The following is a 15,128-nucleotide window of genomic DNA, read 5'->3' on the forward strand; positions in this document are numbered from 1 at the left end:
GGCCCCGGGGCCGTTCAGTGGTCGCTCCCGACGACCTGCTCGGCGGCGTGGACCAGGACCGGCGCCAGCACCGCGAGCCCGTCCTTCACCCCGCCCCGCGAGCCGGGGAGGTTCACCACGAGCGTGTGCCCCACGACGCCGGCCAGGCCGCGCGAGAGGATCGCGGTCGGCACGCCCTGGGCGACGCCGTACGCGCGGATCGCCTCGGCGATCCCGGGCACCTCGTGGTCGAGCAGCGCCCGGGTCACCTCCGGCGTGCGGTCGGTGGGGGTCAGCCCGGTGCCGCCGGTGGTGAGCACGACCCGTACGCCGGCCCCCGCCGCGGCCCGCACGGCCTCGCCGACCGGCTCACCGTCGGGCACCACCACCGGCGCCCCCACCGCGAAGCCCAGGTCGCGCAGGGCGTCGACGATCAGCGGGCCGGTGGTGTCCTCGTAGACCCCGGCCGCGGCCCGGTTCGACGCCACCACGACGGCGGCGCCGAGCGAACCGCGCGGCTCCACCTGCGGGTGGCGCGTCGTCCCGCTCATCGCGCCCAGTCCCCGGACCGGCCGCCGCTCTTGGTCTCCACGCGCACGTCGGTGATCACCGCGGCCTTGTCGACGGCCTTGACCATGTCGACCAGCGTCAGCGCGGCCACCGACACCGCGGTCAGGGCCTCCATCTCGACCCCGGTCCGGTCGGTCGTCCGGACGGTGGCGCCGATCGCGACGGCGTCGTCGAGCACCTCGAGGTCGACGGTGACCCCGGAGATCGCCAGCGGGTGGCACAGCGGCACCAGGGTCGGGGTGAGCTTGGCGCCCATGATCCCCGCGACCCGGGCGACCCCGAGCGCGTCGCCCTTCGGCACGCCCTCGCCGCGCAGCAGCCCGACGACCTCGGCGGAGACCAGGACCCGGCCGGAGGCCCGGGCGGTCCGCGTGGTCACGTCCTTGGCGCTGACGTCGACCATCCGCGCCGCGCCCTGCTCGTCGACGTGGGTGAGACGCGCCGGTCCGTCGTCGTTCACAGCCCCTCCTCGGGACGGGTCAGCCGGACGACCTGCACCGCGGACCCGGGCTCCAGGACGGTGACGTCCTCGGGGACCACGATCAGCGCGTCGGCCGCGGCGAGGTCGCCGACCAGGTGGGAGCCGGAGCCACCGACCGGCGAGACGCTGAGCGCGACCTCGAGGCCGTCCGCGCGGACGCTGACGGTGCCGCGCAGGAACTGCCGCTTCCCGGGCGGGGAGGTGACCCGCTCGGTGAGCGTGGCGTCGACCAGCGGGCGGCTGACCGGCTCGAGCCCCATCATCGTGCGCAGCGCCGGCCGCACGAAGAGCTCGGTGGAGACGTAGGACGACACCGGGTTGCCCGGCAGGGTGAAGATCGGCAGGCCCTCGACGTGGCCGAAGCCCTGCGGCTTGCCCGGCTGCATCGCGACCGGCCCGAACCACACCGTGCCTAACGGGCGCAGCGCCGCCTTCACGACGTCGAAGTCGCCCTGGCTGACCCCGCCGGAGGTGACGACGGCGTGCACGCCGCCCTCGGCGCGGAGGCGGGCGAGCACGTCGAGGAACGCCTGCGGCTCGTCGGCGACCAGCCCCAGGCGCAGCGCGGTGGCGCCGGCGGCCTCGACGGCCGCGGCCAGCAGGTAGGAGTTGCCGTCGTAGATCGCGTCGTCGGGCAGGTCGGCCAGCGCCGTGGCCGGGTCGCGCAGCTCGGTGCCGGTCGAGAGCACCGCGACGACCGGGCGCGGACGTACGGGCACCGTGGCGATGCCGCAGGAGGCCAGCAGGCCGACGTGGCGGGGGCCGAGCCGGGTGCCGGCGGCGACCAGCAGGTCGCCCGCCGTGACGTCCTCCCCCGCGCCCCGCAGGTGCGCGCCCACCGCGGGCGCGCGGGTGATCCGCACGGTGGTGGCGCCGCGGTCGGTCCACTCGTAGGGCACCACCGCGTCGGCGCCGTCCGGCACCGGCGCGCCGGTCATGATCTTGACGACCTCGCCGCGCGGCACGACCCGGGTGGTGGCCTGCCCGGCCCCGACCTCGCCGGCGACCCGCAGCTCGACCGGCGCGGCCTCGGAGGGGCTGCCGAGGTCGGCAGCCCGCACGGCGTACCCGTCCATCGCGGAGTTGGTGAAGCGGGGCAGGCTCAGCGGCGCGACTTGGTCCTCGACCAGGACGAGGTCGCGGACCTCGTCGAGCGGCAGCCGTACGGGCTCCAGCGGCCCCACGGTCGCGAGCACCTGCGCGAGGTGCTGCTCGACCGTGAGCGGCGCGCCCGTCCGGTCCGCGCCGGGCTCAGCCACTGCGGGTGCCGGTCAGGACCTCGTCGGCCTCCACGCGGCGTCCGGTGCCGCCCTCGAGGGCGACGTCGCCCTGGACCCTCACCCCGCGACCGAAGGTCCAGTCGCCCTCGATGCGCAGGGAGGTGGCCTCCTTCAGCGAGGGGGCGCCCTCGGGGAAGTGCTTGTCGAACTGGCCGACCAGCTTGTAGTGGTCGCCGTCGAGCTCGACGAAGGGCACCTCGGCGACCGGGTCGAGGACGAAGTCCTGGCCGATCTCGTAGACGTCCGAGCGCAGCACCAGCAGGTCGTTGGTGGTCTTGACCGGCACGAACCGCTCGCGGCCGACCTCGATCAGCCGGGCGCCCTCGAAAACCTCGATCGCGGCACCCATCGCGGTCTCGACCTGGACCACCTCGGGGCTGGACGGGTCACCGGGGTCGACGTTCTTGACGTTGCGGATCAGCGGCAGGCCCAGGATGCCGTCGCGGGCGTCGAGGGCCTCCTTCATGGCGTGGGTGTCGAACCACAGGTTGTTGGTCGAGCAGAACCGGTGCCGGTCGAGGTCGGCGAGCGCCTTCGCGTCCTCGGGCAGGGTCTGCGCGCTCTCGCGGAGCACGATCCGGCCGTCGGCCTTGCGGCGCGCGAAGTGCCCGCCCTTGCGGTCCGAGGGCGTGCGACGCACGGCCTCGATCGCGAACGGGGCGCCCGACTGGGCGAACCAGCCGGCGACGCGGGCGTCGGGCACGGCGCCGAGGTTGTCGGAGTTGGAGACGAAGACGTAGCGGTAGCCCTGGTCGATGAGGTCCTGGAGCAGGCCGGTGCCGCGCAGCGCGGTGTAGATGTCGCCGTGCCCGGGCGGGCACCACTCGAGGTCCGGGTCGGCGTCCCAGCTGACCGGGCTGAGGTCCTTGGTCAGCAGTTTGGGCTCCTTGTTCTGCAGGAACTCCAGCGGCAGCCCGTCCACGGCGAGGTCGTCGTAGCGCTGCAGCGCGGTGAGGGTGTCGGCGGAGGTGCGGAACGAGTTCATCATCAACAGCGGCAGCGGCGCGTCGTACTCGGAGCGCAGGTGCAGCACCTGGCGGGCGATGATGTCGAGGAAGGACAGCCCGCGGCGCACGCAGAGCAGGGACTTGGCACGGTCCATCCCCATCGAGGTGCCCAGGCCGCCGTTCAGCTTGATCACCGCCGTCTGCCGGACGGCCTCGCGGGCGGTCTCGTCGTCGACCTCGACGTCGTCGAGACGGTCGATGTCGACCGGGTCGATGGTCGACTCCGGCACCATCCCCGTCTCCCCGTGCTCGAGGAGTCGGAAGTAGTGCGCGAAGGTCTCCACCGCGACCTCGTCGATGCCGGCCCCTGCCATCTTCGCCAGGGCCTTCTTCAGTGCTGGGCTACCCATGCGGTTGATCGTAGGCTCGACCGGTGGCCGGGTCGCAACCTCCTCCTCATCCGCCGACCCCGCCCTCGGCGGGGCCGGCCAAGCTGGCGCTGCGCGACCAGGTCCTCGCGGGCCGTCGCAGGCGCCCCCTCGCGTCCCTCGCCGAGGACGCCCGGGCCACCGCGACGCACCTCCTCGACACCCCGGAGGTACGCCGGGCGGGGACCGTCGCGGCGTACGTCGCCGTCGGCGCGGAGCCGGGCACCTCGGCCCTGCTGAACGCCCTGCTGGCCTCCCGCCGGCGGGTCCTCCTACCGCTGCTGCAGGCCGACGGCGACCTCGACTGGGCCTCCCACACCGGGGAGAGCCAGCTCTACCCCGCCCGCCGGGGCCTGCTCGAACCCCTCGGGGAGCCGCTGGGACGCGACGCCGTCGCCGGCGCCGACGTCGTCCTGGTCCCCGGGCTCGCGGTGGACGACACGGGCCTGCGCCTCGGCCGTGGCGGCGGTTCCTACGACCGGGCGCTGGCGCGGGTGCCGGCCGGCACGCTGACCTGCGTGCTGCTCTACCCCGAGGAGGTGGGGCGCTCGGTGCCGGGCGAGGAGCACGACCGCCGGGTCGGCGCCGTCGCGACCGCCGACGGGGTGCACCGGTTCTGAGGACCCCGGCTATTCCTCGCCGGGCTCGAGGACCAGCACGTCCTCGGCGGCGTCCTCGACGGCCTCGCGGCTGAACGGCCAGGCCAGCAGGTCCCCCGCGGCCCACGGGTCGAGCTGGTCGTCGTAGTGCGGGCTCGTCGGGTGCCCCGAGACGCCACCGAGGGTGACCCACCCGGAGGCGTCGAGGTCGCCGAGATCGACCACCATCCGCATCGACGGGGCGGTGGTCACCCGCCACGGGTCGTCGCCGGGCTCCTCGTCGGGGGCCGCGGCGTCCCAGTCGGTCGCCTCGACCGCGGCGCCCGAACCCCCGGTCGGCGGGCCGGTGCGGTCCAGGAAGGCCCGGGCCACGTCGCTGCCCCACAGCGGTCCGGTGGCGGCCTCGAGGTCGAGCGCGTGCGCGCGGCCCCAGGTCCACTCGTCGGCCTCGAAGGCCTGCCGCGAGGTCAGGTCGTCCCGGGCGTCGAGCAGGGCGTCGCGGAGCACGTCGTCGCGGGACTCGATCTCGCCGTCGGTGCCCAGGTCGTCCCACCACGGCGAGTCCGGCTCGTCGAGCAGCCGGTCGACCACCGCGACCCAGCGGGCGCCGCCGTCCGGGCGGACCGCCAGGGGCAGCTCGTCGTCGAAGGCACCCGCGAGCAGGGAGCGCCACACGGCGTTGAAGTAGGCCGCCGCCCCGCTGGTCGGCGGCTGCGTGCCGTCCCAGGTCGCGAGCAGCCGCTGCCCGTCGGAGGCGTAACCGGCGGGCAGGTCCACGTCGAGCAGCAGCGGCACGAGCCTGTCGGCGAGCGGGTGCAGGTCGTCGCCCTGGATCGAGACCATGTCCTGGGCGGAGACGCGGCCTCCTTCGGCGAGCGCGGCGTCGAGCCGCTCGGTGATCCGCGCGGCCCGGTAGCCCGGGTCCGGGGAGGTGGTCAGCAGGGTCGGGTAGCGCGTCCCCGCCGCGGCCTGGTTGGCCGCGACCAGCACCCCGCCGTCGGGGTCCACGACGCTCGGCAGGCCGGCCGCCGGCACGTCGCGCCCGGTCCAGTCGGTCTCCGCGCGCCAGCCGGCGACCGGCAGCGACCCGTCGTTGCCGCTCTTGCGCACCGGCACGGCGCCCGCGGCCTGGAACCCCACCCGGCCCGCGGTGTCGGCGTAGACCATGCCCAGCGCGGGCAGGGTGAAGCGGGCCGCCGCGGCGCGGAAGTCCTCCCAGTCGGCGGCCCGGTCCAGGGCCAGGATCGCGTCGGCGGTGGTGCCGGGCTCGAGGCCGGTCCAGCGGACGGCGACGGCGTGGTCCTCGCTCCCGGCGACGTCGGCCACCGGGTCCAGCACGTCGCTCAGCAGCGGACCGTGGCGCGTCGAGCGCACCTCCACCTCGACGTCGTCGCCGCCGGCGACGCGGATCCGCTCACGGCGCACCCGCAACGGCAGCGACTCCCCCTCGAAGCGGTAGGTGTCGCCGTCGACGCGCTCGAGGAACAGGTCGGTGACGTCGGCCCCCAGGCTGGTCACGCCCCACGCCACGTCGGCGTTGTGCCCGACCACCACCCCGGGCACCCCGGGCAGGCTGGACCCCGCCACGTCGTACGGACAGGCCGCGCTGACCTCGCGGCAGTGCAGACCCACCGGCATCCACACCCCGGGCAGGGTGGCGTCGAGGTGGGGGTCGTTGGCCAGCAACGGCGCCCCGGTCACGGAGTGGTCGCCGTCGACGACCCAGGCGTTCGACCCGCGGCCGGCGCCGCTGGCCACCCAGGACGGCAGCCGGTCGAGGGCGGCGTCGGTGCGGCGGAGCTGGTCGAGCACGCCGGGGTCGTCCAACGGCCCGTACGCCGGGCGCAGCGGGTTGCGGGTCCCGCCGGTGACGGCGTCCTGCTCGAAGACCCCGTCGACCAGCGCGCCCTGGTCGACCACCGGGTCGGCGACCTCGGTGGAGGGGAACAGGTCGTCGACGACGGCCTCCCCGACGGCGGCGGTGGTCAGCGCCCGGTCGACCTCGGCGTCGAGGTCGCCACCGATCTCCCAGGCCACGGTCTTGAGCCAGGCCAGCGAGTCAGTCTCGCTCCACGGCTCGGGCGTGTGGCCGACCCCGCCGATCCCGAGCAGCGTGTACTCGACCGCGACCTCGGAGGTGCCACGGGCCTCGAGGTAGGCGTTGACGCCCGCGGCGTAGGCCGCCAGCGCCGCCCGGGTCTCCGGCTCCACGACGGCCAGCTCCGCGCGGGCCGTCCGCGCCCAGCCCAGGGTGCGCGCCAGCCGGTCGCCCGGGACCGCGTCGGCACCGAACAGCTCGGCGAGCCGGCCCTCCGCCACGTGGCGACGCACGTCCATCTGGAAGAACCGCTCGGAGGCCGTGACCCAGCCCTGGGCCCGCATCAGGTCCTCGGTGGTGTCTGCCCAGACCTGCGGCACGCCGTGCGCGTCGCGCAGCACCTCCACGTCACCGGTCAGCCCGGGCATCACCTCGGCACCCTCGGTCGGCGGCAGCGGTCGACGGACCACCGTCACCACGAGGACCAGGCCGAGCACGAGGCTCAGCACGACGCCGAGCGCGACGTAGGAGGTGAGGCGCGCCGCCGGCGGCCAGCCGAGGACGGCCCGACGGGCGCGGGCCAGCGCTCCCGGCCGGGGCGCCGTGGTGGTCTCGTCGGCCATGGTGGTGCCCATCATGCCGTGCGGCCCCTGTCGTAGGATTGGCAGTCGGGGCGCGCGAGTGCCAGACGGCCCCGGAGAGAACGAGGAGACCCCGTGCCGACCTACCAGTACGCCTGCACCGAGTGCGGACACCGCTTCGAGCAGGTGCAGAGCTTCTCCGACGACGCGCTGACCGAGTGCCCGCAGTGCCAGGGCCGGCTGCGCAAGCTGTTCAACGCCGTCGGCGTGGTCTTCAAGGGCTCCGGCTTCTACCGCAACGACAGCCGCGAGGCCGCGGGCAAGGGCGGTTCGACCGCGCCCGCCGGCGGGGGCGACAAGTCCGACAAGTCCGACACGTCCGGCGGGAAGTCCGGGACGTCCGACAAGCCGGCCGAGAAGTCTGCTGAGAAGAAGCCGGCCGCCGGCGGCGACAAGCCTGCCGCCCCCGCGAAGACCGGCGGGTCCGCCGCGACCGGCTGACGTCCACAGGGCGGCCTCGGCGAGCGCTGCTCCCCAGCTGCTGTCGTGGTGCCGACCCGACCCGGCCGCGCCACCTAGCGTCGAGACGTGCCCCGACGCCCTCCGACCACGCCCGCCGGTCCCGCGCCACCCGCCCTGCCGTGGCGCCTGCGGCTGCGCCGCGCGCGGCGGACCGCGCGGCGCGTCCTGCTGGCCCGTCGGCGGCTGCTCGCGGCGGCGCTGACCGGGCTCGCCGTGCTCGCGGCCGTTCGCGCCGTCACCCCGGCGCCGGTCCCGACCGCGGGCGTGGTCGTCGCCGCGCACGACCTGCCGGCGGGCGCGACCATCGGCACCGACGACGTCGAGGTCCGCACGGTCGCTGCGACGCTGGTGCCGCCGGGCACCGGCCCGCCGGACCCGGGGTCCGTGGTCGGCCGCGTCGTGGCCGGCCCCGTCGGCGCCGGCGAGCTGCTCGCGGCGACACGTCTGGTCGGTGCGGACCTCGCCGCCGCGGGCCCGGGGCGTACGACCCTGCCGGTCCGGCTCGCCGACGCCGCGGCGGTGGACCTGCTCGAGGTCGGCGACCGCGTCGACCTGGTGGCCGCCGACCTCCAGGGCGGCCCCGACGCGTCCGGGTCGACCGTCGCCACGGGCGTCGACGTGCTGGCCGTCCCGGCGCCCGAGGCGCCCGGTGCCCCCGCTGCGGGCGCCGGGGTCGGCGCCACGCCCCCCGGCTCGCTGGTGGTCGTGGCCGTCGACCCGGAGGAGGTGGCCGCGCTCACGCAGGCCTCCGCGGCGGGGTTCGTGACTTTCACGTGGGAGGCCCCCTAGCCTGCGTGAACCCATCTCAAAGACGTCGAGAGGCCTTCATGTCCGGGTTCAAGAACTTCCTGCTGCGCGGCAACCTGGTCGACCTGGCCGTCGCCGTCATCATCGCCACGGCCTTCGGCGCGGTGGTCAGCACCTTCACCAACTGGCTCACCGAGCAGTTGCCCGACAGCACCAGCGAGTACTTCTCCAACCAGCCGAACAGCCTCGGCGCGTTCCTGAACGCCGTCGTCTCGTTCGTGATCCTGGCCGCGGTCGTCTACTTCTTCGTGGTGCTGCCCTACACCAAGGCCAAGGAGCGGTACTTCCCGAGCCCCCCGGCCGGCACCCCCGAGGACGTCGAGCTGCTCCGCCAGATCCGCGACCTGCTGGCCGGTTCCGGCCCGGGCGCGACCGGTGCCGTCGGCGGGAGCCACGCGGGTCCGCCCGCCTGACCTGCGCCCGAGGGCCGCGGGACCGCTCGGCGGCTCAGCCCCCGTGGTGCGGGGGCACCTGCGCGCGCAGCCAGGCGTCCGCACCCGGGTCGTCGGTGCCCTCGCCCCGCTCGTCGCTCGTCGTGTCGGGCAGGACGTCGCCGAACACCGCGTCCAGCCGCCGACGGCGCTCGGCCGGCGTCTCCTCCCGGCCAGGGGTCCGGTCAGGCACAGAGACCGGCCGCCTCCAGCTGGGCCTCGCGCTCGGGGTCGGCCTGCGGCGGCGCCGAGGCGCCGCCCGACGGACCCGCCGACGTCCCGTCCGAGGGGCTCGCGGACTCGTCGCTCGAGGTGCCGGGCACGCTGTCGGCGCTGATCACGGTCTCGCCCTCGAGGCGGCGCGAGAGCGGCTCGTCGGCCGCGATCGCGTCCCAGACGTCGGCGGCCTCGGGGGTCCACACGACGCGGCCCTCGAAACCGGGGCGGGTGTCGTACTCGAACGGCACGGTGCTGAACCGGATGTTGGAGAGCCCGATGCCGCTGAAGCCCAGCCCGATCCGGCCGATCTTGAGCACGTTGGACAGACCCGGGTCGACGGTCAGGGACTCGGTCGCGGCGTCGAGGAAGCCGACCAGCTGGTCGGGACGGGCCAGCATGCCGCCGGAGACGACCTTGTTGGCCATCGCGGCGATGAAGGCCTGCTGGCGCTTGATCCGGCCGATGTCGGAGCCGTCGCCGAGGGTGTAGCGGGCCCGGACGTAGTTCAACGCCTCGTAGCCGGAGATCTCCCGGGTCCCGGCCGGGATGTTGATCCCGTGGGCCGGGTCCTCGATGTCCTCGGGGATGCAGACCTCGACACCGCCGATGGCGTCGACCATGTCGCGGAAGCCGTTGAAGTCGACGACCACGAAGTGGTCCACGAACACGCCGCTGAGCTGCTCGAACTGCTGCACGGTGCACAGCGGGCCACCGACGGTGAAGGCCTCGTTCCACATCACGTCGGTCTCGGCCGGGATCGCGTCGCCGTCGTCGGTGGTGCACGACGGCCGGTCGACGATGGAGTCGCGCGGGATGCTGATGCCGTAGGCGTTCTCGCGGTCGGCCGAGAGGTGGAACAGCAGCGTGGTGTCGGAGCCGCCCGCACCGGACTCGTTGTCGATCGCGTTGCCCTCGCCCGCACGGGTGTCGGAACCCATCACCAGGATGTTCAGCGGCTCCTGCGGCACCTCGTCGACCGCCTTCTCGGGGCGGTCGGTGAGCTGGCTGCCGGGGTCGAGCACCGTGAGGTTGTCGTTGAGGTGGCGGTAGAGGAAGACCACGCCGAGCCCGGTCACCATGGCCACGACCACCAAGGAGGAGATGAGCACCTTCGCGACCGTGTGGCGCCGACTGGTGCGGGCCCGGCGACGCCCGTGCGTCGACTCGGGCGTGGGCTCGGTCATGTGGGGACGTCCTCGGGGCTCGGTCAGGAGGCCTCAGTGTTGCCGACGCCCGCCCCGGTTCCAAATGTCCGGCCCCGGGGGCGAGGCCCCCGGGGCGCGGCGGGCTGCTCGCCCGCGGTGCTCACCAGGTGACGGTGGCGACCGGGACCGTGTGGTCGGTGATCGCGTTGATGCGGCGGCTGTTCGCGTAGCGGAAGCTGGAGAACGACAGCCGCTTGCCACCAAAGATCCAGTCGATGCGCGCCCCGCCCGGGGGGCGGCACGAGCCGCGACGCCAGGAGCCGCCGGAGGCCGACAGCAGCGCGGTCTTGGCCCGGACCTGGCAGAAGATCCGCTTGCGGTCGTTCATGTCGCCGCTGAGCAGCACCGGGTTGCCGGTGGCGGTGAGCCTCTTGACCTGCCGGATGGTCCGCTGCATGCCGATCTCCCGCTCACGGACGGCGGCCTTCGACGACCCGGACTGCAGGTGGACCGAGACCACCCAGACCTTCTTGCCGCTGGCCTTGTGGCGGAGCAGCACCATCGGCTGCTCGCGGCTGTTGCCGTAGTTGAAGGGGATCACGAAGCGGCCGCTGCGCACCTTCGCCCAGACCTGCGGCTTCCACACGACCGACTGCGCGGTCTGGGTGTCGGTGGACTTCCGCCAGGACGGGAAGGAGGTGAAGCCGCCACGGCGGGTCACGATCCGCATCTGCTCACGCTCGGCCTCGCTCATCCCCAGCACGGAGGTGCCCTCGTTCTTGAGGAACTTCACCGCGAGCCGGGCCCGCTTCTTGCCGTCGGCGAAACCGCCCGGCCCGGTCGTGTGGTGCGAGCCGAGGATGTTGAAGGAGGCGGTCTTGAACCGGATCCGCGGCGCGGCCGCGGCAGCCGCAGGAGCAGCGGCGGCGACAGCGCTCGTGCGCGCCGTCGAGGCGGGCGCTGCTGCCGCCGTGGACCCGGGCCCGACGGCGACGGCCAGTGCCGGGAGGAGCGTGAGGAACGCGGCGTGCACGGCGACGTGGCGCAGCCTGGAGGTGCGGGGCGTGCTGGCGGGAGCGGTGGGGGGCATGTCGAGATCCATCCTGAACCGGGGGGCGGGCCGGGCTAGACAATCACGGGACGTCCGCGGCTGGCGAGACGGTCCCACCGCGGGTGGGGGCGCGGTGGGGTCGTAGCGGCGCTCCTGGGTCAGGAGACGAGCAGGGTCTCCATGGCCTCGATCTCACCGGCCTGCGAGTCCGCGATCTCCTCGGCGAGGTCGATGGCGGGCTGGTACCGGCCCTGCTGAAGCTCGGCCTGGGCCATGTCGATGGCGCCCGAGTGGTGCTCGATCATCAGCTCGAGCCACCTGTCCTGGAACGCGGAGTCGGGGGCGTCCTCGAGGGCGGTCATGTCGGCTGCGGACATCATCCCGGGCATGTCCATGGCCCCGGCGTCCATGCCGTCCGTCGCCTCCCCGGCCTCGCCGTCCCCGTGGTCGGCGTTGGCGTGGTCGCGCACGGTGCTGGGGACCTCCTCGTCCCAGTCGATGAGCCAGTCGGTGAAGGTCTCGATCTCCGGGGCCTGGGCTGCGCGGATGTCGTCCGCCAGCTGCCGGACCTCGGGGTCGAGCTCGCGCTCCATGGTGAGGTCGACCATGGTGAGGGCCTGGGCGTGGTGCTGGAGCATCTCGGAGGCGAACGCGACGTCGGCGTCGTTGTGCTCGGTGGCGGACGCCTGGGCACTGGTCTCGCCTCCGGTGTCGCCGCCGCCGCAGGCAGCGGCGGTGAGGGCGAGGGTCAGGCCGAGGGCGGTCGCGCTGACGGCGCGGGTCGTGCGGTTGCTACGCATGGCGGTTCTCCTGGGGGTGGGTGCTGGTCGGTCGGCTGCGTGCCGCGCGCCGCGTCGCGGGGGCGGCGGGGCTGCCGATCAGCGCCTGATGACGGAGAACGCCCAGACCGGTGGTGGGCCGGTCCCGAGGCGGGGGGTGACCCCCGTGGTGGTCGTCGTGGTCGTGGCGGCGGGGAGGAGCGCCCAGAACCGCGGGGTGCGCCGCGTGCGGTGGGTGAGGAGCAGGAGTGCAGCAGCGGCGGTGGCGGCGAGCATGGCGGCACAGAGCATGACCATGCCGCCCGTGTCGTGCCCGCCGACGGCTGGGCTGTCCGCGGGGTCGGAGCTGGCGCCACCGGTGTCGTCGCCCATGGCGGCGTGCCCGCCGTGGTCGGCCCCGCCCATCACCCCGTGGGTGGACAGGGCGTGCATCCCGAGGATGCCGAGCACGATGGACACGACCACGGCGGCAAGCAGGCCGGGGACGGCCCCGCCTGTGCTGGTGGTCGGTCGCACGGCGCTCACCCCCCTGATCGTACGTTCGCTGGTTCCGGCTGCTCGGCGCGATCAGTCGAGGCGGTGGGTGCGCAGGCGCAGCGCGTTGCTGATGACGCTCACCGAGGACAGGGCCATGGCGGCGGCGGCGATCATCGGCGAGAGCAGGACCCCGAAGACCGGGTAGAGGACGCCGGCGGCGAGGGGGATCCCGGCGACGTTGTAGGCGAACGCGAAGACCAGGTTCTGGCGGATGTTCGACATCGTCGCCGCCGAGAGCTGGCGGGCGCGGACGATGCCGCCCAGGTCACCGTTGAGCAACGTGACCCCGGCGGACTCGATGGCGACGTCGGTGCCGGTGCCCATCGCGAGCCCGACATCGGCTGCGGCGAGCGCGGGGGCGTCGTTGACACCGTCACCGGCCATCGCCACCACGCGACCCTCGCCGCGCAGACGGTGGACGACCTCTGCCTTGCGGTCGGGCATGACCTCGGCCTCGACGCGGTCGATGCCCAGGGAGCGGGCGACGGCCTCGGCGGTGACCCGGTTGTCGCCGGTGAGCATCACGACCTCGATGCCCTCCGCGTTCAGGGCCCTGACGACGTCGGCGCTGGTCGCCTTGACGGGGTCGGCGATGGCGACGATGCCGGCCACAGCGGTGTCGACGCCGATGAAGATGACCGTCGCCCCGTCACCACGGAGCCGGTCCGCCTCGACGAGCAGGCCGGTGGGGTCGAGGTCCCGGGCGCTCATGAAGTCGGCGCTCCCCAGGGCGACCGTGTGCCCGTCGGCCACGCCGACGACACCGCGTCCGACCGGTGCGTCGAAGTCGGTGACCTCACCGAGGGTGATGCCTCGGTCGTGGGCTGCGTCGACGATGGCTTGCCCCAGGGGGTGCTCGGAGGCCCGCTCGACCGTGCCAGCGAGCCGCAGGAGGTCGGCGTCCGCGAGAGGTGGTCCGCCTGCGGACCGGGCGGGGGTTGCCGCGACGATCCGGGTCACCGACGGCCTGCCCTCGGTGAGGGTGCCGGTCTTGTCGACCACGAGGGTGTCGACCTTCTCCATCCGTTCCAACGACTCGGCGTTCTTGATCAGCACACCCATCTGCGCGCCGCGTCCGACGCCGACCATGACCGAGATCGGCGTGGCCAGCCCGAGGGCACAGGGGCAGGCGATGATCAGGACCGCGACCGCGACGACGAGGGCGTGCGCCAGTCGCGGGTCGGGGCCCACCAGCGCCCACACGACGAACGCGAGCAGGGCGATGGCGATCACGGCGGGCACGAAGACGGCGGCGACCCGGTCGGCCATCCGCTGGATGGGCGCGCGGGAACGTTGCGCGTCGGCGACCATCGCCACGATCCGGGCCAGCATGGTGTCGCGACCGACCTTCTCGGCGACCATGACCACGGCCCCGGTCTGGTTGACGGTGCCGCCGATGACCGGGTCCCCGGTGGTCTTGGTGACCGGCATCGACTCCCCCGTCACCAGGGACTCGTCCACCGCCGAACGGCCCTCGTCGACCACGCCGTCCACGGGGACCTTCTCGCCGGGGCGGACCCGCAGCCGGTCCCCGATCTGGACCTCGTCGAGGCCCACCTCCTCCTCGGCGCCATCTGCTCCCACGCGTCGGGCTGTCGTCGGACTGAGGTCGAGCAGGGCCTTGATCGCCCCCGAGGTCTGCTCGCGGGCGCGGAGCTCGAGGACCTGGCCCAGCAGAACGAGGGTGGTGATCACCGCAGCGGCCTCGAAGTAGACCGCGACGACACCGTCCATCCGGAACGCCTCCGGGAACAGACCGGGCGCGAGGGTCGCGACGATGCTGAAGAGCCAGGCGACGCCGGTGCCCATCGCGATCAGCGTGAACATGTTCAGGTTCCGGGTCCGGACCGAGGCCCAGCCGCGGACGAAGAACGGCGCCCCGGCCCAGAGCACGACCGGCGTCGCCAGGACCAGCTGCGCCCAGACCGAGACCTGGGCGTCGACGAGGTCGCGCAGGGCCGGGACGAGGTCGCGGCCCATGCTGAGGATGACGACCGGGATCGACAGGGCCAGGCTCACCCAGAACCGGCGCGTCATGTCGACCAGCTCCGCGTTCGGGCCCGTCTCGGCGGTCACCAGGACCGGTTCCAGGGCCATCCCGCAGAGGGGGCACGAGCCGGCACCGTCCTGCCGGATCTCGGGGTGCATCGGGCACGTGTACTCCGCGACCTCGCCCCCCGGCCCGGGCCCTGCGGTGCCACCCGGGGACTGTCCCGGGGCGCGGTCGGGCCCGGAGTAGCGGTCTGGGTCGGCCTCGAACGTCGCGGCGCAGCCCGCCGAGCAGAAGAAGAACGACTCGCCGTCGTGCCGGACGGTGTGCCCGCTGGTGGTGGGGTCGACGTCCATCCCGCAGACCGGGTCCGTGGTGTTCGGTGACAGGTGCGCCTCGTGGTGGGCTGAATGGCTGGACACATCTAAACAGTACCCCCCAGGGGTATAGCGACAGGTAGCTGGCGGACACCGCCCGTCCAGCGAGTGGGGGTCGGGCCTGCCGGGACCGGCCCCTGGCGCACCGAGGCCGCAGCCCTGCCCCCGGCCACCACCTCGGACGGGGCCACCCGTGCCCCGCCGCACCCTGGGCAGCGGGCCACTCGTGCAACCCAGGCCAGATCAGGCTGGGCACGCCGCTCGCCGAAGGACCCGACGACGACGGGCCGGAGGCGCTTTCGACCGCCCGAACCCGGTCCTGACAAGATGGCGACCGCCAGCGCGAGTTCTCCACGGGAACGTGCGC

15 protein-coding genes are annotated in these 15,128 nt (G+C 74.2%); 4 read left to right on the forward strand and 11 right to left on the reverse strand.

Going from position 1 to position 15,128, the window contains the following annotated elements:
• Window positions 1-14: 14 nt before the first annotated feature.
• From ENKNEFLB_RS19895 to ENKNEFLB_RS19910, 4 genes are read right to left on the reverse strand one after another with little or no spacing between them, the layout of a single operon-like run.
• On the reverse strand, window positions 15-530 hold the full coding sequence (locus ENKNEFLB_RS19895; protein WP_214056950.1) for a MogA/MoaB family molybdenum cofactor biosynthesis protein: 516 nt from the start codon (window positions 528-530) through the stop codon (window positions 15-17).
• Window positions 527-1,009 carry a cyclic pyranopterin monophosphate synthase MoaC gene (gene moaC, locus ENKNEFLB_RS19900; protein WP_275955916.1) on the reverse strand — a complete coding sequence of 161 codons (483 nt, stop codon included), beginning with the start codon at window positions 1,007-1,009 and terminating at the stop codon, window positions 527-529. Before moaC ends, ENKNEFLB_RS19895 begins: the two co-directional genes overlap by 4 nt.
• On the reverse strand, window positions 1,006-2,289 hold the full coding sequence (gene glp / locus ENKNEFLB_RS19905; RefSeq protein WP_214056951.1) for a molybdotransferase-like divisome protein Glp: 1,284 nt from the start codon (window positions 2,287-2,289) through the stop codon (window positions 1,006-1,008). Before glp ends, moaC begins: the two co-directional genes overlap by 4 nt.
• Window positions 2,282-3,667: a UTP--glucose-1-phosphate uridylyltransferase gene (locus ENKNEFLB_RS19910; protein WP_214056952.1), complete on the reverse strand. Its 1,386-nt coding sequence runs from the start codon at window positions 3,665-3,667 to the stop codon at window positions 2,282-2,284. The genes glp and ENKNEFLB_RS19910 overlap by 8 nt, the downstream gene beginning before the upstream one ends.
• Window positions 3,668-3,690: 23 nt before the next feature.
• Here ENKNEFLB_RS19910 and ENKNEFLB_RS19915 point away from each other — a divergent pair, with 23 nt between their 5' ends.
• Window positions 3,691-4,305, forward strand: coding sequence for a 5-formyltetrahydrofolate cyclo-ligase (locus ENKNEFLB_RS19915; protein WP_214056953.1), 615 nt, complete (start codon window positions 3,691-3,693; stop codon window positions 4,303-4,305).
• A 9-nt stretch (window positions 4,306-4,314) separates the two neighbouring features.
• Here ENKNEFLB_RS19915 and ENKNEFLB_RS19920 read toward each other — a convergent pair whose 3' ends face one another.
• Complete coding sequence (locus ENKNEFLB_RS19920; protein WP_214056954.1) at window positions 4,315-6,960, reverse strand: penicillin acylase family protein; 2,646 nt, start codon at window positions 6,958-6,960, stop codon at window positions 4,315-4,317.
• Window positions 6,961-7,038: 78 nt separating this feature from the next.
• Between ENKNEFLB_RS19920 and ENKNEFLB_RS19925 the strand changes: the two genes are divergently transcribed.
• The 3 genes from ENKNEFLB_RS19925 (at window position 7,039) to ENKNEFLB_RS19935 (ending at window position 8,645) form a co-directional block, all read left to right on the forward strand.
• On the forward strand, window positions 7,039-7,404 hold the full coding sequence (locus tag ENKNEFLB_RS19925) for an FmdB family zinc ribbon protein (protein ID WP_214056955.1): 366 nt from the start codon (window positions 7,039-7,041) through the stop codon (window positions 7,402-7,404).
• Window positions 7,405-7,491: 87 nt separating this feature from the next.
• The gene (locus tag ENKNEFLB_RS19930; protein WP_214056956.1) at window positions 7,492-8,214 is read left to right on the forward strand and encodes an RcpC/CpaB family pilus assembly protein; all 723 of its coding nucleotides are present in this window, start codon (window positions 7,492-7,494) and stop codon (window positions 8,212-8,214) included.
• A 38-nt stretch (window positions 8,215-8,252) separates the two neighbouring features.
• The gene (locus tag ENKNEFLB_RS19935) at window positions 8,253-8,645 is read left to right on the forward strand and encodes a large conductance mechanosensitive channel protein MscL (protein WP_214056957.1); all 393 of its coding nucleotides are present in this window, start codon (window positions 8,253-8,255) and stop codon (window positions 8,643-8,645) included.
• 34 nt (window positions 8,646-8,679) lie between these two features.
• On the opposite strand, the gene ENKNEFLB_RS19940 is transcribed toward ENKNEFLB_RS19935, so the two are convergent.
• The 6 genes from ENKNEFLB_RS19940 to ENKNEFLB_RS19965 form a co-directional block, all read right to left on the reverse strand.
• On the reverse strand, window positions 8,680-8,856 hold the full coding sequence (locus ENKNEFLB_RS19940; protein ID WP_214056958.1) for a hypothetical protein: 177 nt from the start codon (window positions 8,854-8,856) through the stop codon (window positions 8,680-8,682).
• Window positions 8,849-10,066 (reverse strand): LCP family protein, encoded by a 1,218-nt coding sequence (locus tag ENKNEFLB_RS19945; RefSeq protein ID WP_214056959.1) that lies wholly within the window; start codon window positions 10,064-10,066, stop codon window positions 8,849-8,851. Before ENKNEFLB_RS19945 ends, ENKNEFLB_RS19940 begins: the two co-directional genes overlap by 8 nt.
• A gap of 121 nt (window positions 10,067-10,187) precedes the next feature.
• The gene (locus ENKNEFLB_RS19950) at window positions 10,188-11,117 is read right to left on the reverse strand and encodes an endonuclease/exonuclease/phosphatase family protein (protein WP_214056960.1); all 930 of its coding nucleotides are present in this window, start codon (window positions 11,115-11,117) and stop codon (window positions 10,188-10,190) included.
• A 119-nt stretch (window positions 11,118-11,236) separates the two neighbouring features.
• Entirely contained in the window at window positions 11,237-11,878 is a 642-nt protein-coding gene (locus ENKNEFLB_RS19955) for a DUF305 domain-containing protein (RefSeq protein WP_214056961.1), read from the reverse strand.
• A 78-nt stretch (window positions 11,879-11,956) separates the two neighbouring features.
• Entirely contained in the window at window positions 11,957-12,382 is a 426-nt protein-coding gene (locus ENKNEFLB_RS19960) for a DUF6153 family protein (protein ID WP_214056962.1), read from the reverse strand.
• Between the two features lie 42 nt (window positions 12,383-12,424).
• Window positions 12,425-14,806, reverse strand: a complete 2,382-nt coding sequence (locus ENKNEFLB_RS19965) for a heavy metal translocating P-type ATPase (protein ID WP_275955917.1) — start codon at window positions 14,804-14,806, stop codon at window positions 12,425-12,427.
• Window positions 14,807-15,128: the final 322 nt, after the last annotated feature.

The organism is Nocardioides aquaticus (genome assembly GCF_018459925.1).
GTDB lineage: Bacteria > Actinomycetota > Actinomycetes > Propionibacteriales > Nocardioidaceae > Nocardioides > Nocardioides aquaticus.